Below are 20,841 nucleotides of genomic sequence, written 5' to 3' on the forward strand. Positions count from 1 at the left end.
CTTCTTAGCGCGGTGATGTGGCGGTGATGGAACGGGCGCCCCGCCCCACCGCGACCATGCCGGATTGAACGAGCTCGCGGATGCCATACGGCTCCAGCATCCGCAGCAGCGCACCGATCTTGTCCGACGTCCCGGTCGCCTCGACGGTGAGCGCCTCCGGGGAGACGTCCACCACCTTGGCGCGGAAGAGCTGGACGGTTTCGAGGACCTGGCTGCGCACGGTGTTGTCGGCGCGCACCTTCACGAGCAGCAGTTCGCGCTGCACGGCGGTCGACTGCTCCAGCTCGACGATCTTGATCACGTTGACCAGCTTGTTGAGCTGTTTCGTCACCTGTTCGAGCGGTAGCTCTTCCACGGCGACCACGATCGTCATCCGGGACACCTCGGGGTTCTCCGTGGGCCCGACGGCAAGGGACTCGATGTTGAATCCGCGGCGGGAGAACAGGCCCGAGACGCGCGCGAGCACACCGGGCTTGTTCTCGACCAGGACACTCAGCGTGTGGACGCTCATGATCAGCGCTCACCTTCCGCGGCAGCTTCGACGGCTTCGGTCGTCTCGACCGAAACCTCGTCGTCGTCGAACAGCGGCCGGATGCCCCGGACCGCCATGATCTCGTCGTTGCCGGTGCCCGCGGCGACCATCGGCCACACCTGGGCATCCTTCCCGACCACGAAGTCGATCACGACGGGGCGGTCGTTGATCTCCATCGCGCGGCGGATGGTGGCGTCGACATCTTCCTTGGTCTCGCAGCGCAGGCCGGCGCACCCCAGCGCTTCGGCCAGCAGCACGAAGTCGGGGATGCGGTGCTTGTGCGTGCCGAGGTCGGTGTTGGAGTACCGCTCCGAGTAGAAGAGGTTCTGCCACTGCCGGACCATGCCGAGGTTGCCGTTGTTGATGACGGCGACCTTGATCGGCGCGCCCTCGATGGCGCAGGTGGCCAGCTCCTGGTTCGTCATCTGGAAGCAGCCGTCGCCGTCGATCGCCCAGACCTGCGTGCCCGGGACGCCGAACTGCGCGCCCATCGCGGCGGGCACCGCGTAGCCCATGGTGCCGAGGCCGCCGGAGTTGATCCAGGTGCGCGGGTTCTCGTACTTGACGAACTGCGCGGCCCACATCTGGTGCTGGCCGACACCGGCGGCGTACACCGCGTCGGGGCCCACGATCCGGCCGATCCGCTCGATGACGTACTGCGGCGACAGCGAACCGTCGTCCGGCCACTCGTAGCCGGCCGGGTAGTTCTCGCGCCAGTCGTCGGCCTGGGTCCACCAGTCGGCGAGGTCGGGCTTGCCGCCGTGCTCGAACTCCGTGGTGACGGCGGTGATCAGCTCGCCGATGATCTCCTTGCAGTCACCCACGATCGGCACGTCGGCCTTGCGGTTCTTGGAGATCTCGGCCGGGTCGATGTCGGCGTGCACGACCGCGGCGTCCGGCGCGAACGACGAGAGCTGGCCGGTGACGCGGTCGTCGAAGCGGGCACCGAGCGCGATCAGCAGGTCGGCGCGCTGCATCGCGGCGACGGCGGCGACCGTGCCGTGCATGCCCGGCATGCCGAGGTGCTGCGGGTGCGAGTCGGGGAACGCGCCGCGCGCCATCAGCGTGGTGACGACGGGGATGTTCGTCAGCTCGGCGAGCTGCTTGAGCTGCTCGTGCGCTTCGGCCTTGATCACGCCGCCGCCGACGTAGAGCACCGGGCGGCGCGACTTCGCGATCAGCTTCGCGGCTTCGCGGACCTGCTTGCCGTGCGGGCGCAGCGTCGGGCGGTAACCCGGGAGGCGCAGCTCGGTCGGCCAGGAGAACGAGGTCATCTCCTGCAGCACGTCCTTGGGGATGTCCACCAGGACGGGGCCGGGCCGGCCCGTCGCGGCCAGGTGGAACGCCTCGGCGATGGTCCGCGGGATCTCCGCCGGGTCCGTCACGAGGAAGTTGTGCTTGGTGATCGGCATGGTGATGCCGCAGATGTCGGCTTCCTGGAACGCGTCGGTGCCGATCAGCGCCCGGGACTGCTGGCCGGTGATGGCCACGACCGGGACGGAGTCCATGTTGGCGTCGGCGAGCGGGGTGACCAGGTTGGTCGCGCCGGGGCCCGACGTGGCCATGCACACGCCGACCTTGCCGGTGGCCTGGGCATAGCCGGTCGCCGCGTGCCCCGCGCCCTGTTCGTGGCGGACCAGGACGTGGCGGACCTTCGTCGAGTCGAGCAACGGGTCGTAGGCGGGCAGGATGGTGCCGCCCGGGATGCCGAAGACCACTTCGGCGCCGACGGCCTCGAGCGAGCGCACGAGTGACTGGGCGCCGGTGACGCGCACCGGCGTTCCCGCCGGGGGCGCCGGCTTCGGACGAGCTCCGGACGTACCGGGCGTCGGCCCGGGTTTCGCGTCGCTGCTGCGCGACGTGGCACTGGTCATCGGTTCTGCCTCGTGGGTCTCGGTGTCACTCGTTCGGGTCAGTTTGATGCGGTCGGGCGAAGGAGCTCTTCTCCTTGGGCAACAAAAAACCCTCGCCGACCGTAAGGTCGCACGAGGGTCGCGCGTCGACGCAGCGGAAGGACTTCCCTAAGCGTCGACGCGCTTGGGAAGTACGAGGCCGGTCAGCGGTGTCACGGCCACGACGCTAGCCGCAACGCCGCGCGGGTGTCAACTCTGCGGGACGGTGTGTCCGGATGCTGGACACCCCGAGGGTCGTGCGTCACGCCTGCGCGACCCGGGTCCGGGCCGGTCGGGGCGGCGGTGCACCATTTCGGGGTGGCCGAAAAAGCTCAGCAGGACGAGGGCCGGAAAGCCGTCTTCCGCGTCCCCCGCACGTCGTTCATGGCGATCGCGCTCCTGACCGTCTGCGTGACGCCGATCGCACTCGGGGAAATCCCGTACCTGCAGTGGCTCTACGTCTTCCCGATCGCGCTCGCGGTCTTCGTGGTCCGCCACCGCACCATCGCCACGCGCGAGGGTCTGGCGATCCGGACGGTGTTCGGCAAGCGGGACGTGCCGTGGTCGGCGCTGAAGGGCCTCGCGATCACCAAGAAGTCCCGCGTCCAGGCGGTGCTGAAGGACGACACGAAGGTGTCACTGCCGACGGTCCGGACCCGGCACCTGCCGGTGCTCTCGCTGGTGAGCGAAGGGCTCGTCGCCGACCCGAGCGGCCTGCTCGAAGAGGAAGACCTCAAGCCCGGCTCGTAGCACCCTCGATGGACGGGCTCCCCAAGACTGGCCTAAATTGGTAGGACCAGTTTTGGCGGAGTGTTCCCGCCGACCATCCGACCTGGGAGTTTCGCCGTGCCGCCTCTCCGTTCCCGGACCACCACCCACGGCCGCAACGCGGCGGGCGCGCGCTCGCTCTGGCGCGCCACCGGCATGACCGACAGCGACTTCGGCAAGCCGATCGTGGCGATCGCCAACTCCTACACGCAGTTCGTGCCCGGCCACGTGCACCTCAAGGACCTCGGCGAGATCGTCGCCGGCGCGGTCAAGGAAGCCGGCGGCGTCGCGCGCGAGTTCCACACCATCGCCGTCGACGACGGCATCGCCATGGGCCACTCCGGCATGCTCTACTCGCTGCCCTCGCGCGAGATCATCGCCGACTCGGTCGAGTACATGGTCAACGCGCACCAGGCCGACGCGCTGGTGTGCATCTCCAACTGCGACAAGATCACCCCGGGCATGCTCAACGCCGCCATGCGGCTGAACATCCCGGTGGTGTTCGTCTCCGGCGGGCCGATGGAGGCGGGCAAGGCGGTCGTCGTCGGCGGCGTCGCCCAGGCCCCGACCGACCTGATCACCGCGATCGCGGCGTCCGCGAGCCCGGAGGTCGACGAGGACGGGCTGTCCATCGTCGAGCGCTCGGCCTGCCCGACGTGCGGTTCGTGCTCCGGCATGTTCACCGCGAACTCGATGAACTGCCTCACCGAGGCGCTGGGGCTTTCCCTGCCGGGCAACGGCTCGACGCTGGCGACCCACGCGGCGCGGCGCGCGCTGTTCGAGGAGGCCGGGCGCACGGTCGTCGAGCTGTGCAAGCGCTGGTACGAAAACGACGACGAGTCGGCGCTGCCGCGGTCGATCGCCTCGAAGGCGGCGTTCGAGAACGCGATGGCCCTCGACATGGCGATGGGCGGCTCGACGAACACGGTGCTGCACATCCTCGCCGCCGCGCAGGAGGGCGAGGTCGACTTCACGATCGCCGACATCGACGCGATCGGCCGCCGGGTGCCGTGCCTGTCGAAGGTGGCGCCGAACTCCGACTACCACATGGAAGACGTCCACCGCGCCGGCGGCATCCCGGCGATCCTCGGCGAGCTGTACCGCGGCGGCCTGCTGAACACCGACGTCTGGTCGGTCCACTCCCCCGACATCGACTCCTGGCTCTCGACCTGGGACATCCGGGCCTCGTCGCCTTCTCCGGTCGCGCTCGAGCTGTTCCACGCGGCCCCGGGCGGCGTCCGCACGACGCAGGCGTTCTCGACGGAGAACCGCTGGTCGTCCCTGGACACGGACGCGGCGGGCGGCTGCATCCGCGACGTCGAGCACGCGTACACGAAGGACGGCGGCCTGGCCATCCTGCGCGGCAACCTGGCGGAGAACGGCGCGGTGATCAAGGCCGCGGGCATCGACGAGGACCTCTGGCACTTCGAGGGCCCGGCGCGGGTCCTGGAGAGCCAGGAGGAAGCGGTCTCGGCGATCCTCAAGAAGGAGATCCAGCCGGGCGAGGTCCTGGTGATCCGCTACGAAGGCCCGGCGGGCGGCCCGGGCATGCAGGAGATGCTGCACCCGACGGCGTTCCTGAAGGGTTCGGGCCTCGGCAAGAAGTGCGCGTTGATCACGGACGGCCGCTTCTCGGGTGGCTCGTCGGGCATCTCGGTCGGCCACATCTCCCCGGAGGCGGCGGCGGGCGGCCTGATCGGCCTGGTGGAGAACGGCGACCGGATCCTGCTGGACATCCACGAGCGCCGGCTGGAGCTGCTGGTGGACGCGGAGATCCTGGCGGAGCGCCGCTCGAAGATGGAGGCGTCCGAGCGGCCGTGGCAGCCGAAGGACCGCCAGCGCCCGGTGACGGCGGCGTTGCGCGCGTACGCCCGGATGGCGACGTCGGCGGACACGGGCGCGGTCCGCGACGTGAACAAGTAGCCCGCTCGGCCGGCTCGATCAACGCGAAGGGCCGCCCCCGCCTGACGGGGCGGCCCTTTCCGCGTTCTGGCCCCGGCCGGTGAGGGGGACCCCCGGTTTCAACGTTACCGGCGAGCACCGACAATTCCGGGCCCGGTGGTTGCCGCGGACCCGAGTTGTCCCCAGGCCGCCCCGCACGGCTGAGTTGTCCCCAAGCCCACAGCCGCCTACCGCGTCAAAACGATGACCACCACGGCCGCCGCGGCGGCCAGCAGCAGCGACACCAGCCCCAGCGGCAGCGGCCGCTTCCGCCACGGCGTGTTCCGCTCCAGCGAAATCGGCCCGGAACCGGTGAACAGCAGGCTCAGCGCGGCCGCCCCCAGCAGCAGCTCGAACTCGAACCCCTGCCCCTGCTGCTCGAAGAACCCGCCGTGGAACTTCGCGTACACCGCGTTCGCCGCCACCCCGAGCAGCGCCGCCGCCGCGAGCGGCGTGAACAGCCCGACGACCACCAGCACCCCGCCGCCGAGCTCGGCGACGCCCGTGATCCACGACAGCAGCGTCGTCTGCTTGTGGTAGCCGAACGTCTCCAGCACCCGCGCGAACCCGCCGATGCCCGGCCCGCCGAACAGGCCGAACAGGTGCTGCAGGCCGTGCGCGCCCATGGTGACGCCGAGCGCCAGCCGCAGGATCAGCAGGCCGAGACCGAGCCCGCCCTGGCGCGGGGTGTCGTCACCCCCGTCGTCCTCGACGCCGGACAGGAGGCTGGTGGGCTGCTGCGAAAAATCGTCTCCACTGCTCACGCGCGAAGGGTAGGGGATCCACCGGGGCCTGGCGAGCCGCCGCGCTCAGTACTCGCCGTGCACGAGGTTGTCCGGCAGCTCGCCACCGGCGTACCGGGCGATTTCCGCCGCCGCGACCGCGTACGACCGCCCCCGCACCCCGCGCACCGACCCGCCGATGTGCGGCGTGAGCAGCAGCCCCGGCACCGTCCACAGCGGGTGCCCGGACGGCGGCGGCTCGGGATCGGTGACGTCGAGCGCGGCGCGCAGCCGTCCCGTGGTCAATTCGGCGACCAGGGCACCGGTGTCCACGACGGCGCCGCGCGAGACGTTGACCAGCACGGCCCCGTCGCGCATCTCGGCCAGGAACTCCGCGCCGACCATCCCGCGGGTGCGCGAGGTCAGCGGCACCATCAGCACCACGGCGTCGTGCAGGGGGAGCAACGCGGGCAGCTCGTGCACCCCGTGCACACCCTCCCGCGCGGTCATCCCGACCATCGTGCACCGCGCGTCGAACGGCTCGAGCCGGCGCCGCAGGTGCCGTCCGAGGTCGCCGGCGCCGATGACGAGCACGCGCTTGCCCTGCAGCGTGTCGGCCGTCTGCCGTTCCCAGCGGCCTTCGCGCTGCGCCGTCGCGAAGACGTCCAGCTTCCGGTACATCGACAGCAGCACCGCGACGACCCACTCGGCGGTGCTCCCGCCGTGCGCGCCGCGGCAGGTGGAGAGCAGGACGCCGTCGGGCACCTTCCCGACCCAGTCCTCGGCGCCGGCGGACAGCAGCTGGATCAGCTTGAGGTTCGGCAGCGTGCGCCACAGCTCCTCACCCGGCGGGTGCTTGCCCGGGATGAGCACTTCGGCCTTCGCGGCCTCCGGCGGCACGGGCTCGCCCCACTGGTAGCGCACGGGCAGGACCCGCGGGACCTCGGCGAGCACGGACATGCCCTCGTCGTCGGGCACCAGCACGGTCAGCGTCATGATCCCAACGTAATCCAGGAGTACTCACCCATGGTTCACGCGGCGGCCCCTAGGCTGGGGGATCATGCGCACTCGGTACCGGTCGGCCCTGCTGGCGATCCTGGCCTGCGGCGTCTTGCTGCCCGCCGGCTGCGCGCGGTTCGACGACACCGCGGCCGATCAGTCGTTCAGCCCCGCGCCCGTCCCGAGCCCCGAATCGCCGCCCCAGGTCCAGGGCCCCGGCGCGGACTCCGGCGGCGACGGCAAGCAGGCGCGCCCCGGCCAGTCCGCCACGCCGGTGCCGCCGCCCCAGGGCTGCAAGGACTTCGACCCGTCGGTCATCTCGACCTGCCTGGACACCGTCGCGGCGGTCGCCGGCCTGCCGGGCGACGGCTCGACGCCGAGCGCGCTCGCGGGCGAACGCAAGAGCGGCCGCGTGCAGCTCGCGACCGCGGGCAAGGACGCGACGGACTTCGCGAAGCTCGACGTCCAGGCAGCCGGCGACGGCGGCCTGACCGGGCTCGCGCTCTCGCCGTCGTACGTCGAAGACCAGCTGGTGTTCGCTTACGTGACCACGGCGACGGACAACCGCGTCGTGCGCTTCGCGAAGGGCCAGGCCGCGAAGCCGGTGCTCACCGGCATCCCGAAGGGCGCGTCCGGCAACCGCGGCGCGATCGCGACGGACAACCGCGGCGCGCTGCTGGTCGCGACGGGCGACGCGGGCAACCCGAACGCCGCCGCCGACCCGAACTCCCTCGCCGGGAAGGTGCTGCGCATCGACACGTCGGGCAAGGCCGCGGCGGGCAACCCGAACGGCGCCCTGACCGTGGCGGCCGGCCTGCACGCCCCGGGCGGCCTGTGCGCCTCGGCCGACGGCGGCCGCGTCTGGGTCACCGACCGGCTCGCCGACAAGGACGCCCTCTACCGGCTGCAGGCCGGGCAGCCGCTGACGGCGCCGGCGTGGACGTGGCCGGACAAGCCGGGCGTCGCGGGCTGCGCCGACTTCGTCGACGCCAACGGCTCGATCTCGGTCGGCACGTCCCTGGCCGGCGACCTGCAGAACCTCCCGGTGACCCCGGAGGGCGCGGTCAGCGGCAAGCCGACGATCAGCCTCGACGGCAAGACCGGCAAACCGCCGGTGACGTACGGGCGCCTCGCCGGGATGAGCATGATCAACCCCCAGCTCGCGGTGGCCGGCACGGTCAACAAGGACGGCGGCGCCCCGGTCTCGAGCGACGACCGCGTCGTCCTGATCACCCCGGCGACCTCCGGCGGCGGCAACGGCAAAGACTGACCGGCTGCACCTGCACGACGGCCCGCTTTACCGGGTCACGCCGGACGTGGTCGCCGAATGGCGAGAGCAGTATGGGCTTCACGGCGTCCGTCGTGCCGGAGTCCGGTGACCGTCCTGGCCGCCGCACGGCGCGTCCGCGCGCTGAGCAGCGCCCTGCACGAGGCGGGCTTCCGCGTGCTGATCGACCACACCGGCAGCAACTCCTAGCCACCTCGTCCTCGAAGGGCCCCGGGTTCGCCGGGTCCAGGGCTTAGCTCCGCCCCGCCGCCCCGCCGTCCCTCCGCCGACGACGTCAGCTCAGCGGCTTCAACTCCACCCGCCGCCCTTCGGCCGACGACGTCAACCCGGCTTCGGCGAGCTGGAGCCCGCGGGCCGCGGAGAAGAAGTCGTAGCGGTGTTGCCGCCCGGCGACCACGTCCCGGACGAACTCCTCCCACTGCGCCTTGAAGCCGTTGTCGAACTCGGTGTTGTCCGGGACCTCCTGCCACTGGTCGCGGAACGCCTCGGTCGCCGGCAGGTCGGGGTTCCACACCGGCTTCGGCGTCGCGGAGCGGTGCTGCACCCGGCACCGCCGCAGCCCGGCGACGGCGCTGCCCTCGGTGCCGTCGACCTGGAACTCGACGAGCTCGTCCCGGAACACCCGCGTCGACCACGACGAGTTGATCTGCGCGACGACCCCGGACTCCAGCTCGAAGATCCCGTACGCGGCGTCGTCGGCCGTCGCCGCGTAGGCGTCGCCCTGCTCGTCCCACCTGCGCGGGATGTGCGTTGTCGCTTTCGCGGTCACGGCCTCGACGCGGCCGAAGAGGTTCTCGAGGACGTAGTTCCAGTGGCAGAACATGTCGAGCACGATCCCGCCGCCGTCATCGGCGCGGTAGTTCCAGCTCGGGCGCTGCGCCTCCTGCCAGTCGCCCTCGAACACCCAGTAGCCGAACTCGCCGCGCACCGACAGGATCCGCCCGAAGAACCCGCCGTCGACCAGCCGCCGCAGTTTCCGCAGGCCGGGCAGGAACAGCTTGTCGTGCACGACGCCGTGGCAGATCCCGGCGTCCCGCGCGAGCCCGGCCAGCTCCAGCGCCGATGTCAGTTTTTCGGCAAGGGGCTTTTCGGCGTAGACGTGCTTGCCCGCGGCGATCGCCGCGCGCACCGACGGCTCCCGCGCCGACGTCAGCTGCGCGTCGAAGTAAATGCCGACGTCGGCCAGCGCGGAGTCCGGATCGGTGGTCCACGCGGTCAGCCCGTGCCGACCGGCGATGTCCTTCAGCTTCGCGGCGTTGCGGCCGGCGAGGATCGGCTCGAGCTGCACGCGGCTGCCGTCCGGCAGCGCGACGCCGCCCTGGTCGCGAATCGACAAGACCGACCGGAGCAGGTGCTGCCGGTAGCCCATCCGGCCGGTCACCCCGTTGAGCAGCACTCCGATACTGGGCTGGTTCATCACTGCCGGCCTTCCTGGTCGATGTCGTATTCCGCGCGACGTCCGCACATGCCGTAGCCGTCCGGGCTCGAAGGGACCGCGACCCGGACCCCGGACTGCTCGAGGTGGCTCCCGTCGCCGCGGGCGAGCGCCTCCAGGTGCGCCCCGGTCAGCTCGGCGGCCCGCAACGCCCCGGCCCGCCAGCGCGGAACCCAGTCGCCGATTTTCGGCGAAACGAGCGCGACGGCCGCCCGGTGGAACGCCCGCAGCGGCTCCGCGTCGCCGTCCCGCAGGGCCGCCCGCAGCGGCAGGTAGCCGCGAATCGCCAGGTCACGGCGTTGCCGAGCGGCCTGGTCGGTTTTCGGCAACGCTGCCGCGCCGGCGTAGGCGGCCGGGTCGGCGAGCACGTCGGGCGGGAAGGTGAAGACCGCGTCCCCCGCCTCGGGCAGCCCGCTGTTCTGCATCAGCACCGTGACGCACAGCCCGTCTTCCTGGACCATCCGGTGCACGGTCCCCGGCGCGAACCACGCGATCACCCCGGGCTCCAGCGGTGTCTCGTCGTAGCCGCCGGCGCTCAACGTCTGAACCGCCCCGCGCCCGCCCGTGACGACGTACGCCTCGGTGCAGGCGAGGTGCAGGTGCGGGCTCCCGCCGCACGCCCCATCCTCCGCCGCCCAGTCGTAGGCGCGCAGGTGCGAGACCCCGATTCCACCTGGAAGTGGGAACGCGTTCATGACCACCCGTGCCGATCGAGGTAGTGAGTCACCCGATCGCGATCCCACGCCCCATCCGCGACGACGATCCGGTAGCGGTAGGTGAAGCTCTCTCCCGGCTCCAGCGCGAACTCGTCGAAAAACGCCCACGAGAACGCGACCATCGGCGTCTCCCGAGAGCGGACGAACCAGTGCGACTCGTGGATCGCCTGGTCGTTTTCCGGCGAATGCGCGAAGACCAGCGTCGAATGCGCGTCGACGTCGTCGTGCTCGCCGACGAAAGCCAGCCACGGCGCCTGCGCACCCATCATGTCGTCGCCGCCGAGCTCACCGGGCCCGAGGACGCGCCCGCCGCTGAAGTCGCGCGGCCCCCGCCAGTGCAGCCCGGTGTACCCGGCCAGCTCACGGCCGGCGGTCGTCGGGCTGCCGAACTCGAGCGGGGTGTCGCGGACGTTGGTCAGCTCGATCCCCCAGTCGAGCGCCCAGGCCCCTTCGTCCGGCTCGACCGAGTGGACGACGAGCTCGCGCCGCTCCCGCGCCCACTCGTCACCGCCGTTGGCGACCCAGGTGAGCCGTTCGGTGAACCCGAGCCGGTCGCGGCCGACGGCGAAGGCGGCGAAGTCGTCGTGCCGCATGGAGCCGATGCGGTCGGGCAGGTCCTGGTACCAATGGCCGGGAACGTAGGTGTGGCCGCCCCAGAAGTTCTGCCCGGACAGGTGGCTGGACGTCATCTGCAGGCCCTTGTGCCACCGGTGGTCGGCGGGCCGGTACCCGCTCACGCCGCGGCCGCCGAGGGTCCGCAGCGGGTGGGTGTAGGGCTTGCGCGATTCGAAGGCCACCGGGTCGGGCTTGTACACATAGGACATCAGCTGGACGCCGCCGGCCTCGACGGTCACGCGCTCGCCGTGCCGGTGCGTGACGGTGATCGCCGCGCTCACGCCCCCGCTCCCGCCATGGACCGGTGGAAGGCATCACCGGCGACGATCTCCCCGCGCCGCACCCCGGCCCCGGTGGCCGCGGACTTGTACAAAGCCGCGACGAACTCCAGCACCCGCCGCCCGTCGTCCCCGCTGCACGGCGGCCGCCGCCCGGCCCGGTAGGCGGCGAGCACGGGCGCGAACGCGGCGGCGTGCGAGCTGGCCACGTCCTCGGACGGCGTCCAGCGCTTCGTCGCTTTTTCGGCAACGTGCGGCGCCGGCGTGTAGCGCCAGTCTTTGCCGCTGTGGCCGTAGAGGTGGGTGAGCTCGACGGTGGCGTTTTCGCAGTCGACCCGGATCCGGCTCACCTCGTCCGGTGAAAGGACGCTGTTGACGACGGTCGCGAGCGCCCCCGACTCGAACCGGACGAGCGCGGTGGAGACGTCCTCGGTCTCGACGTCGTGCACCAGCCGCGCGGTCATCGCGCGCACCTCGGCCCAGTCGCCGAGCAGGTGGAGCAGGAGGTCCATCTGGTGGATGCCGTGGCCCATGGCGGGCCCGCCGCCCTCGGATTCCCAGCGCCCGCGCCACGGCACCGCGTAGTAGGCGCCGTCGCGGTACCAGGTGGTCTGGCAGTGCGCGACGAGCGGCCGTCCGAGCTCCCCCGCGTCGAGCAGGTTCCGGAAGTGCGCGGCACCCGATCCGGACCGTTGCTGGTAAACGAACGAAACGTACGGCCCGCCGTCCCGTTCGGCGGCGGCCATCTCGTCGTACTCGGCGAGCGACCGGCACGGCGGCTTCTCACACCAGACCCAGGCGCCGCCGGCAAGGGCTTTCATGGTCTGTTCGACGTGCAACCCGGGCGGCGTGCAGATCGAGACGAGATCGGGCTCCTGCTCGGCGAGCAGGGTGTCAAGATCGCCGTAGGGCTTGGCGTCGCCGGTCGCGGCGCAGAACGCGACGGCCCGGGCTTCATCGACATCGGCGGCGGCCACGATCTCGACGTCGTCGCGGTGCGCCTCGAAGGCGCTCCGATGGCTGTCCGCGATCCCCCCAGCGCCGACAACGGCGACCCGTAAGCGCTTTCCGTGAGTCAACCCAGGTCTCCCTCCTCGGTGACACGCCTCCCAGCGGGCCGTCCCCGCCCGGCCGGGCCGCTCCTGCCGACCGTTCCAGAAAGCGCTTTCTCACGCAACGGCCGACCAGGATGTCAACGTTGTCACCCAGAGTGGTCAACCGGAACGGACGACAGCCCTGACGACAGCGGCTGGCAACACGACTTCAACGCCACCAAGGCTTCACGCCGTCAACGCCGACACCCGGCCACTTACCGGGGCTTCCATCGCGGAGCCCCGGAACGGTCAGCCTCGACACCCCGCCCCCGCCGCGTCGAACGGCCACGGTTCCACCGAACGCCGACTCACTCCGGCGCCGTCGGTCAGCGAGACTTGCTCTTGGGTTCACGCTTCCGCGGCTGCCGGCTCTCGGCGCGCACCGCGCGGATGTCCAAGAAAGCGACAACAACCGAAACGAGTGCCGCGAACAGCCCGAGGAACCGCCCGAAGCCGGGTTCGATCGCGATCCCGGCGACGTCGAAGATGCCCCGCTGGTCGGCGTCGAACTCCCAGTCGAGCGTGAACCAGCCGAGCACCATCAGCAGCAGTGACGCCGCGGCCACCACCAGCCACAGGTGCGGCAGGCCGCCGACCCGCAGTTTGCGGATTCGCCCGAAAACGACCACGACCAGCCCGGCCAGCAGCAACGGCAGCGGCGGGCACCAGGCGAAGAAGCTCGAGTTCCACGCGTTCCGGACGACGTCGCTGTGCGGCAGCTGCGCCAGCACGGCCTCGATGTCCGGCTTGTTCGTGTCCAGCGTGGTCCACGGCAGGAACGTCGACGCCAGCGCGAGCAGCCCGGCCGCCAGGCCGAGCCACTCGCGCCAGGTGACGCTTTTGACGGAAAACGGCGATGTCATGAAAACGGTCAGGAGCCGACGCGCTCGATGATCAGTTCCCGGACCCGCTTCGCGTCGGCCTGCCCCTTGGTCGCCTTCATGACCGCACCGACGATCGCGCCGGCCGCGGCGACCTTGCCGCCGCGGATCTTCTCGGCGACGTCCGGCTGCGCCGCCAGGGCCTCGTCGATCGCCGCGAGCAGGGCCGAGTCGTCCGAAACGACCTTCAGCCCGCGCTTCTCGACGACCTCACGCGGCTCGCCTTCACCGGCGAGCACGCCCTGGACGACCTCCTTGGCGAGCTTGTTCGTCAGTTCACCGGACGAAACCAGCCCGATGACCTCCGCCAGCTGCTTCGGCGTGATCGGCAGGTCGGCCAGCTCGACCTCGCGGCTGTTCGCCTCCTGCGCCAGCGTGTTGACCCACCAGCCGCGCGCCTCGTCCGGCGACGCACCGGCCTCGACGGTGGCCGCGACGAGGTCGACCGCGCCGACGTTCAGCAGGTCACGCAGGGCTTCGTCGGAAAGTGACCATTCCTGCTGGATCCGCTTCCGCCGCTCCGAGGGCATCTCCGGCAGCGTGCCGCGCAGCTCCTCGACCCACTCGCGCGACGGCGCGATCGGGACCAGGTCGGGCTCCGGGAAGTACCGGTAGTCCTCCGCGGTCTCCTTCGTCCGGCCCCCCGACGTCGTGCCGTCGGCCTCCTGGAAGTGCCGCGTCTCCTGCTTGATCGAACCGCCCTCGGCGAGGATGGCCGCCTGCCGGGTCATCTCGTAGCGAACGGCCCGTTCGACGCTCCGCAGCGAGTTGACGTTCTTCGTCTCGGTGCGCGTACCGAATTCGGTCGCGTCCTTCGCCATGAGCGAAACGTTCGCGTCGCACCGCAGCGAGCCCTGGTCCATGCGGACGTCCGACACGTCGAGCGCGCGAAGCAGGTCACGCAACGCGCTCACGTACGCCCGCGCGACCTCGGGAGCCCGCTCACCGGTGCCCTCGATCGGCTTCGTCACGATTTCGATCAGCGGAACGCCGGCCCGGTTGTAGTCGAGCAGCGAGTGCTCGGCACCGTGGATGCGGCCGGTGGCCCCGCCGACGTGCAGCGACTTGCCGGTGTCTTCCTCCATGTGCGCGCGCTCGATCTCCACGCGCACGACCTCGCCGTCGTCGAGCGTGACGTCGAGGTAGCCGTTGAAGGCGATCGGCTCGTCGTACTGCGACGTCTGGAAGTTCTTCGGCATGTCCGGGTAGAAGTAGTTCTTCCGGGCGAACCGGCACCACTCGGCGATCTCGCAGTTCAGCGCGAGCCCGATCCGGATCGCGCCCTCGACGGCCTTGCCGTTGACGACCGGCAGCGCGCCGGGCAGGCCCAGGCAGGTCGGGCACACCTTCGTGTTCGGCTCGCCGCCGAACTCGTTGGCGCAGCCGCAGAACATCTTCGTGTTCGTGTTGAGCTCGACGTGCACTTCGAGCCCGAGCACGGGGTTGAAGCGTTCGATGACGTCGGCGTAGTCCATCAGCTCGGCCACGGCAGTCACTTGGTTCCTCCCAGCTCCGGGACCTTGTGGATGAGCGCCCCGCCGGCGGCGGCGTCGCGAGCGGCCTCGTAGGCGGCGCCGACCCGGTAGAGCCGGTCGTCGGCGAGCGCCGGGGCCATGATCTGCAGGCCGACCGGCAGGCCGTCCTCGTCGGACAGCCCGCTCGGCACGCTCATCGCGGCGTTGCCGGCGAGGTTCGACGGGATCGTGCACAGGTCGGCGAGGTACATCGCCATCGGGTCGTCCACGCGCTCGCCGATCTTGAACGCCGTGGTCGGCGTCGTGGGCGAAACGAGGACATCGACCTTTTCGAAGGCGGCCGCGAAGTCACGCGTGATCAGCGTGCGCACCTTCTGCGCCGAGCCGTAGTAGGCGTCGTAGTAGCCGGACGACAACGCGTAGGTGCCCAGCATGATCCGCCGCTTGACCTCGGCGCCGAAGCCCTTCTCACGGGTGAGCGACATGACCTCTTCAGCGCTGTGCGTGCCGTCGTCGGCGACGCGCAAGCCGTAGCGCATGGCGTCGAACCGCGCGAGGTTCGACGAGCACTCGCTCGGCGCGATCAGGTAGTAAGCGGGCAGCGCGTAGACGAAATGCGGACAAGAGACCTCGACGACCTCGGCGCCCAGCGCCCGCAACTGTTCGACCGCGGCCTGGAACGACCGCTCCACACCCGGCTGGTAGCCCTCGCCACCGAACTCCTTCACGACGCCGACCTTGACGCCCTTGAGGTCACCGGTCATGCCCTGCCGGGCCGCGGCGACGACCGGCGGCACCGGCGCGTCGATGGAGGTCGCGTCCAGCGGGTCGTGCCCGGCGATGACCTCGTGCAGCAGGGCGGCGTCGAGCACCGTCCGCGCGCAGGGCCCGGCCTGGTCGAGCGATGACGAAAAAGCGACCAGGCCGTAGCGCGACACGCCGCCGTAGGTCGGCTTGACCCCGACCGTGCCGGTCACGGACCCCGGCTGCCGGATCGAGCCACCGGTGTCGGTGCCGATCGCGATGGCCGCTTCGAAGGCCGCGATCGACGCCGACGAGCCACCGCCCGACCCGCCCGGGATGCGGGCGTGGTCCCACGGGTTGTGCGTCGGGCCGTAAGCCGAGTTCTCCGTCGACGACCCCATGGCGAACTCGTCCATGTTGGTCTTGCCGAGGATGACGACGCCGGCCTCGCGCAGCTTGCGCGTCACGGTCGCGTCGTACGGCGGGATCCAGCCTTCGAGCGTTTTCGAACCACAGGTCGTCGGGATGCCCTCGGTGGTGAGGACATCCTTCAGCGCGAGCGGCACGCCGGCCAGCGCCGACGCGGGCGCGTTGCCCCCGGCGATGCCCTCGTCGACGGCCTTGGCCGCGGCCAGCGCACCGTCAGTGTCGACGTGCAGGAACGCGTGGACGTGGTCGTCGACCTCGGCGATCCGGTCCAGGTGGGCCTGCGTGACCTCGACCGCGGACACCTCGCGCGTGTGGATCTTCTCCGCCAGCTCCGCGGCGGTCAGCTTGATGAGCTCGGTCACTGCTCTTCCCCCAGAATCCGCGGCACCCGGAAACGCCCGTCCTCGGCGGCCGGCGCACCGGCCAGCGCCTGCTGCTGCGTGAGCCCGGGACGGACGACGTCCTGCCGGAAGACGTTCGTCAGCGGCACGGCGTGCGACGTCGGCGGCACATCGGCGGCGGCGACCTCGCTCACCTTGGCCACCGAGTCCAGGATCTGGTCGAGCTGGCCGGCGAAGACGTCGATCTCGTCGTCGGTCACGGCCAGCCTGGCCAGCTTCGCGAGGTGCGCGACCTCGTCTCGGGAAATGTTGGGCACGCGGGTGACTCCCGGGTTGTGCTGTGCGGGTTGTCTCGGAAGCTGCAAGTCTATGGTGACGGCGTGGGCGGACTCGACTGGGTTACGCCCGGCGCAGGCCGGGTGCCGTCCGGCGACGCTCGCGTCCCGCCCGCCGGACAGCAGGTCCCGCGAGCCGGGCGGGTCTGTCACAATCGGCGACCGGCATCGAGCGTCCCACGGCAAGGCTGGGACGCCATAGGCGAGAGGGGCGCGTGGTGTCGTTCCTGATCCGGGTCCTCCTTCCGGACAGCCCCGGGACCCTCGGCGCGGTCGCCACGGCGCTCGGCACGGTAGGCGCCGACATCCTCAGCGTGGACGTCGTCGAGCGCGGCACCGGAGTGGCCGTGGACGACTTGGTCGTCGAGCTGCCATCGGGCCGGTTGCCCGACGCGCTGATCACGGCGGCGGAAAGTGTCGAAGGCGTCGAGGTGGACGCGGTCCGGCCCTACGCGGGTGTCCTGGACACGCATCGTGAGCTCGAACTGGTCGAAGAGATCGCCGCCCAGCCGAAGTCGGGGCTGGACATCCTGGCCGAGGGTGTGCCCCGCATCGTGCGCGCGGGCTGGGCGATGATCGTCGAGCACGCCGAAACCGGCGCGGTCCGGCTGGCGTCGTCGAGCGCCGCCCCGGAGACGCCGATCACCGACCTGCCGTGGCTCCCGCTGGAGCGCGCGACGGTCCTCGACGGCGAAGAGGCCTGGATCCCGGAGACGTGGAAGGAGCTCGGCACCGAGCTGGCCGCCACGCCGCTCGGCAAGCCGGGCAAGGCACTGCTGGTCGCCCGCCCGGGCGGCCCCGCCTTCCGCGCTGCCGAAGTCGCCCGGCTCGCCCACCTCGCGGGCATCGTCGCGGTCGTCCTCGACGGCTGACCCGCGGAGCGGATCGATCAGGGGACGAGCCCACGCAGGCTCGTCCCTTTTTCGACCAGCCCCAGGTCAGACGTCGATTTGGTAGGCGATCAGGCTGATGTGCGGAAACGGCCGCCAGTCCCGCTCCGGCAGGCGCGCGAACCCGAGCCGCTCGTAGAGCCGATGCGCGCTGCGCATGCCCTCGAGGCTGCTCAGCACGACCCGCGGAACGCCCAGCGCCCGAGCGCGGTCGAGCACGGCCCTGGTCAACGCCTCACCGATGCCCCGTCCCCGTGCCGACGGCGCCACCGCCAGCATCCGGAACTCCAGCTCGCCGGGACGTGAAATTTCGGCGAACCCCGACCCCGGCAGCACGACGGTCACGGTCCCGAGCACCTCCCCCACGCCATCGACGGCGACGAGAACCTCGGCCTGCTCGGCCCGCCGCGCGACGTCACGCAGCACGGCGTCGTACCCGACGTCACCGCCCAGGTGACCATCGACGTCGTACGCCCGCACCGTGACCTCCCCCGCCGCGGCGTATTCCTCGGGCCGCGGCGGCCGGATCTCGACGTCACCCATCCGTCTCCCCGGACTCGTCGGTCTCCTCGGTCTCGTCGCCGGCCGGCAGCGCCATCTCCTGCGCCGCTTCGGGCCCCCGCTCCAGAAGGACGCGGAAGCCGGCTTCGTCGAGCACCGGCACCTTGAGCTGCACGGCCTTGTCGTATTTCGAACCAGGCGCATCGCCGACGACGACGAACGCGGTCTTCTTCGAAACCGACCCGGCGGCCTTGCCACCACGCGCCATGATGACCTCTTTGGCTTCGTCGCGGGAGAAGCCGTCGAGCGAGCCCGTCACCACGATCGACAGCCCTTCGAGGTTGCGCGGGATCGACTCGTCACGCTCCTCTTCCATCCGCACGCCGGCGCGTCGCCATTTTTCGACGATCTCGCAGTGCCAGCCCACCTCGAACCACTCCCGCGTCGCGCGGGCGATGGTCGGGCCCACGCCGTCGACGTCGGCGAGCTCTTCCTCGGTGGCCTGCTCGATCCGCTCGATCGAGCCGAACTCGCGGGCCAGCGCCTGCGCCGCGGTCGGCCCGACGTGCCGGATCGACAACGCGACGAGCACCTTCCACAGCGGCCGGTCCTTCGCCGCGTCGAGGTTGGCGATCAGCTTTCGCGCGTTTGCCGACAAATCGCCGGCCTTCGTGCGGAACAGCTCCACCTCGGCGAGGCTCTCTTCGTTCAAATCGAAGACATCGCCCTCGTCGGCGACCACGCGCGCGTCGAGCAGCGCGACCGCCGCCTCGTACCCGAGGACCTCGATGTCGAACGCGCCGCGCCCGGCCAGGTGGAAGAGCCGCTCCCGCAGCTGCGCGGGACAGAACCGCGTGTTCGGGCAGCGGATGTCCTTGTCGCCTTCCTTCTGGTAGGCGAGCTCGGTACCGCATTCCGGGCAGTGGGTCGGCATGACGAACTCGCGCTCGTCGCCCGTGCGCGCGTCCACCACCGGCCCCAGGACCTCGGGGATGACGTCGCCGGCCTTCCGGATGACGATCCGGTCGCCGATCAGCACGCCCTTGCGCTTGACCTCTTCCGCGTTGTGAAGCGTGGCCCTGGCCACGGTCGACCCGGCGACCTTGACCGGCTCGGTGACCGCGAACGGCGTCACCCGCCCGGTGCGCCCGACGCCGACCTGGATGTCCAGCAGCGTGGTGATGGCCTCTTCCGGCGGGTACTTGTATGCGATCGCCCAGCGCGGCGCGCGCGACGTCGTGCCCAGCCGCCGCTGCAACGTCACCTGGTCGACTTTGATGACGACGCCGTCGATCTCGTGCTCGGCGTCGTGCCGGTGCTCGCCCCAGTAGACGATGTGCTCGGTGAGCTCGTCGGCCGTCGACAGGACCTTGCTGTGCGGCGACACCGGCAGCCCCCACGCCGCCAGCGCGTCGTACGCCTCCGACTGGCGCTGGGGCTCGAAGCCCTCGCGCTTGCCGAGCCCGTGGCAGATCAGCCGCAGCCGCCGCTCCCGGGTGATCTTGGGGTCCTTCTGCCGCAGCGAGCCGGCCGCGGTGTTGCGCGGATTCGCGTACGGCGGCTTCCCCGCTTCGACCATCTTCGCGTTCAGTTCGAGGAAGTCCTCGACTCGGAAGTAGACCTCGCCGCGAACCTCGACCAGCGCGGGCACCGGGAACTGGTCGGAGCCGGTCAGCGTCTCCGGTACCTGGTCGAGCGTGCGGACGTTGAGCGTGACGTCCTCGCCGGTCCGGCCGTCACCCCGGGTGAGCGCGCGGGTGAGGTGGCCGTTTTCGTACAAGAGGTTGATCGCCAGGCCGTCGATCTTCAGCTCGGCGAGGAACTCGGTGCGCCCGACCTCCTTCTCGACGCGCTCCACCCAGGCGAGGAACTCGTCCCGGTCGAACACGTTGTCCAGGCTGAGCATGCGTTCGAGGTGGTCGTACGCGGTGAATTCGGTCGAAAACGTGCCCCCGACCCGCTGACTCGGCGATTCCGGCGTGACCAGCGCCGGGTGCGCTTCCTCGAGCTGCTGGAGCTCGCCCAGGAGCTCGTCGAACTGCCCGTCGGAGATGATCGGCGAGTCCAGGACGTAGTAGCGGAACTGGTGGTTCCGCAGTTCCTCGGCGAGGGCGCTGTGCCGCTCGCGCACGTCGGCCGGGACGTCGGTGACGTCCTCGGCGGCGACCGGAGCGTCGACCGCCGCGATCTGGTCCTGGGGGAGTTCGGTGCTGCTCACGGGTGGTGAGCCTAGCCGGGGGCACCGACATTTTCGCCGGGCCCGCTGGCCAGCCCACGGACCAGTTCACGGAGCTCCAGAAGGGTGATCGCACCGGCCGGCTCGACCTCCGCGGTCTCGACGCGCCGTAGTCGTTCGGCGGCAAGACGTTCACCCAATGTGGCGTCGAGGGGCAGGAAGGTCATGGTCCGCCGCGTGACGTCGTCGAGGTCGGAGAACCCCGGGTGGTAGACGGCGACGTCGACCACGCGCTCGCCCTCGTCGACCTGCGCGACGACCCGGACATCGGCCAGCGCGATCCGGCGCTCGCCGAGGTTCACCGTGACCTCGGTCGGATCGGGCACCGGCGGAACCGAGTCGTGGTACTCCCAGATCGCGTCGTCCGGCGGCCCGGCGGCCCGCCACGCGTCGGTGAACGGCCGGATCTCCGGATCCTCTTGACCGGTCACGACCAGGGCGTAGATCGCCTGACGACCACGCTCGAGCGAGAAGTGCAGCCGCGGGTGCAGCGCCTCGACCAGCTGGCAGAGCTCGTGCTCCACGCGGTGCAGCTCACCCTCGCCAAGAGCGGCGCTGACCAGCGGGAGCAGCTCGAACCACCCCTGCCAGAACGCCTCCGCGGCGGCAGCCGGGTCCTCCGGCACGTGCTGCTCGGGCCACGCGGTACGGGGGTCGGGCGGGTCGGCGACGGCGTTCTTGCGGCGAAACAGGCGCATGGTTGCGGACGGTCCTCGTCAGGTCGGCTAC

Annotated in this window: 19 protein-coding genes; 4 read left to right on the top strand and 15 right to left on the bottom strand. The window is 70.9% G+C overall.

Annotated elements, in window-relative coordinates; genetic code table 11:
• Window positions 1–4: 4 nt before the first annotated feature.
• On the bottom strand, window positions 5–511 hold the full coding sequence (gene ilvN / locus ACLJQM_RS31140; protein ID WP_003080760.1) for an acetolactate synthase small subunit: 507 nt from the start codon (window positions 509–511) through the stop codon (window positions 5–7).
• 2 nt (window positions 512–513) lie between these two features.
• Window positions 514–2,406, bottom strand: a complete 1,893-nt coding sequence (locus ACLJQM_RS31145) for an acetolactate synthase large subunit (protein WP_410633908.1) — start codon at window positions 2,404–2,406, stop codon at window positions 514–516.
• Window positions 2,407–2,742: 336 nt separating this feature from the next.
• On the opposite strand from ACLJQM_RS31145, the gene ACLJQM_RS31150 reads away from it, so the two are divergent.
• Window positions 2,743–3,174 carry a PH domain-containing protein gene (locus ACLJQM_RS31150; protein WP_410633909.1) on the top strand — a complete coding sequence of 144 codons (432 nt, stop codon included), beginning with the start codon at window positions 2,743–2,745 and terminating at the stop codon, window positions 3,172–3,174.
• A gap of 96 nt (window positions 3,175–3,270) precedes the next feature.
• Complete coding sequence (gene ilvD / locus ACLJQM_RS31155) at window positions 3,271–5,115, top strand: dihydroxy-acid dehydratase (protein WP_360774426.1); 1,845 nt, start codon at window positions 3,271–3,273, stop codon at window positions 5,113–5,115.
• A gap of 206 nt (window positions 5,116–5,321) precedes the next feature.
• Here the strand turns inward: ilvD and ACLJQM_RS31160 are convergent, their stop codons facing one another.
• Entirely contained in the window at window positions 5,322–5,897 is a 576-nt protein-coding gene (locus tag ACLJQM_RS31160; RefSeq protein WP_410633911.1) for a DoxX family membrane protein, read from the bottom strand.
• 45 nt (window positions 5,898–5,942) lie between these two features.
• A complete protein-coding gene (locus ACLJQM_RS31165; RefSeq protein ID WP_410633912.1) occupies window positions 5,943–6,851 on the bottom strand; it encodes a 2-hydroxyacid dehydrogenase in 909 nt (302 codons plus the stop codon).
• A 64-nt stretch (window positions 6,852–6,915) separates the two neighbouring features.
• On the opposite strand from ACLJQM_RS31165, the gene ACLJQM_RS31170 reads away from it, so the two are divergent.
• Entirely contained in the window at window positions 6,916–8,124 is a 1,209-nt protein-coding gene (locus ACLJQM_RS31170; RefSeq protein WP_410633913.1) for a PQQ-dependent sugar dehydrogenase, read from the top strand.
• Between the two features lie 292 nt (window positions 8,125–8,416).
• Here the strand turns inward: ACLJQM_RS31170 and ACLJQM_RS31175 are convergent, their stop codons facing one another.
• The 8 genes from ACLJQM_RS31175 to gatC all read right to left on the bottom strand — a co-directional run bounded on the left by ACLJQM_RS31175 (window position 8,417) and on the right by gatC (window position 16,467).
• The gene (locus ACLJQM_RS31175; protein WP_410633914.1) at window positions 8,417–9,559 is read right to left on the bottom strand and encodes a Gfo/Idh/MocA family protein; all 1,143 of its coding nucleotides are present in this window, start codon (window positions 9,557–9,559) and stop codon (window positions 8,417–8,419) included.
• Window positions 9,559–10,272: a cupin domain-containing protein gene (locus ACLJQM_RS31180; protein WP_410633915.1), complete on the bottom strand. Its 714-nt coding sequence runs from the start codon at window positions 10,270–10,272 to the stop codon at window positions 9,559–9,561. The genes ACLJQM_RS31175 and ACLJQM_RS31180 overlap by 1 nt, the downstream gene beginning before the upstream one ends.
• Window positions 10,269–11,189, bottom strand: coding sequence for a PmoA family protein (locus tag ACLJQM_RS31185; RefSeq protein ID WP_410633917.1), 921 nt, complete (start codon window positions 11,187–11,189; stop codon window positions 10,269–10,271). Before ACLJQM_RS31185 ends, ACLJQM_RS31180 begins: the two co-directional genes overlap by 4 nt.
• On the bottom strand, window positions 11,186–12,265 hold the full coding sequence (locus ACLJQM_RS31190; RefSeq protein WP_410633918.1) for a Gfo/Idh/MocA family protein: 1,080 nt from the start codon (window positions 12,263–12,265) through the stop codon (window positions 11,186–11,188). The genes ACLJQM_RS31185 and ACLJQM_RS31190 overlap by 4 nt, the downstream gene beginning before the upstream one ends.
• A 341-nt stretch (window positions 12,266–12,606) precedes the next feature.
• Window positions 12,607–13,143: a hypothetical protein gene (locus ACLJQM_RS31195; protein WP_410633920.1), complete on the bottom strand. Its 537-nt coding sequence runs from the start codon at window positions 13,141–13,143 to the stop codon at window positions 12,607–12,609.
• Between the two features lie 8 nt (window positions 13,144–13,151).
• Window positions 13,152–14,657: an Asp-tRNA(Asn)/Glu-tRNA(Gln) amidotransferase subunit GatB gene (gene gatB, locus ACLJQM_RS31200; protein WP_410633922.1), complete on the bottom strand. Its 1,506-nt coding sequence runs from the start codon at window positions 14,655–14,657 to the stop codon at window positions 13,152–13,154.
• Window positions 14,654–16,171 carry an Asp-tRNA(Asn)/Glu-tRNA(Gln) amidotransferase subunit GatA gene (gatA, locus tag ACLJQM_RS31205; RefSeq protein ID WP_410633924.1) on the bottom strand — a complete coding sequence of 506 codons (1,518 nt, stop codon included), beginning with the start codon at window positions 16,169–16,171 and terminating at the stop codon, window positions 14,654–14,656. Before gatA ends, gatB begins: the two co-directional genes overlap by 4 nt.
• A complete protein-coding gene (gene gatC / locus ACLJQM_RS31210) occupies window positions 16,168–16,467 on the bottom strand; it encodes an Asp-tRNA(Asn)/Glu-tRNA(Gln) amidotransferase subunit GatC (RefSeq protein WP_247013514.1) in 300 nt (99 codons plus the stop codon). The genes gatA and gatC overlap by 4 nt, the downstream gene beginning before the upstream one ends.
• A 236-nt stretch (window positions 16,468–16,703) precedes the next feature.
• Between gatC and ACLJQM_RS31215 the strand changes: the two genes are divergently transcribed.
• Window positions 16,704–17,357, top strand: coding sequence for an amino acid-binding protein (locus ACLJQM_RS31215; RefSeq protein WP_247013516.1), 654 nt, complete (start codon window positions 16,704–16,706; stop codon window positions 17,355–17,357).
• A gap of 66 nt (window positions 17,358–17,423) precedes the next feature.
• Here ACLJQM_RS31215 and ACLJQM_RS31220 read toward each other — a convergent pair whose 3' ends face one another.
• The 3 genes from ACLJQM_RS31220 to ACLJQM_RS31230 are packed head-to-tail and all read right to left on the bottom strand — an operon-like array spanning window position 17,424 to window position 20,810.
• Window positions 17,424–17,918, bottom strand: a complete 495-nt coding sequence (locus tag ACLJQM_RS31220; protein WP_410633925.1) for a GNAT family N-acetyltransferase — start codon at window positions 17,916–17,918, stop codon at window positions 17,424–17,426.
• A complete protein-coding gene (gene ligA / locus ACLJQM_RS31225; RefSeq protein ID WP_410633926.1) occupies window positions 17,911–20,094 on the bottom strand; it encodes an NAD-dependent DNA ligase LigA in 2,184 nt (727 codons plus the stop codon). Before ligA ends, ACLJQM_RS31220 begins: the two co-directional genes overlap by 8 nt.
• 11 nt (window positions 20,095–20,105) lie before the next feature.
• Window positions 20,106–20,810, bottom strand: coding sequence for a hypothetical protein (locus ACLJQM_RS31230; protein ID WP_410633927.1), 705 nt, complete (start codon window positions 20,808–20,810; stop codon window positions 20,106–20,108).
• Window positions 20,811–20,841 lie beyond the last annotated feature (31 nt).

It is taken from the genome of Amycolatopsis sp. cmx-4-83, from assembly GCF_046548815.1.
Lineage (GTDB): Bacteria > Actinomycetota > Actinomycetes > Mycobacteriales > Pseudonocardiaceae > Amycolatopsis > Amycolatopsis pretoriensis_A.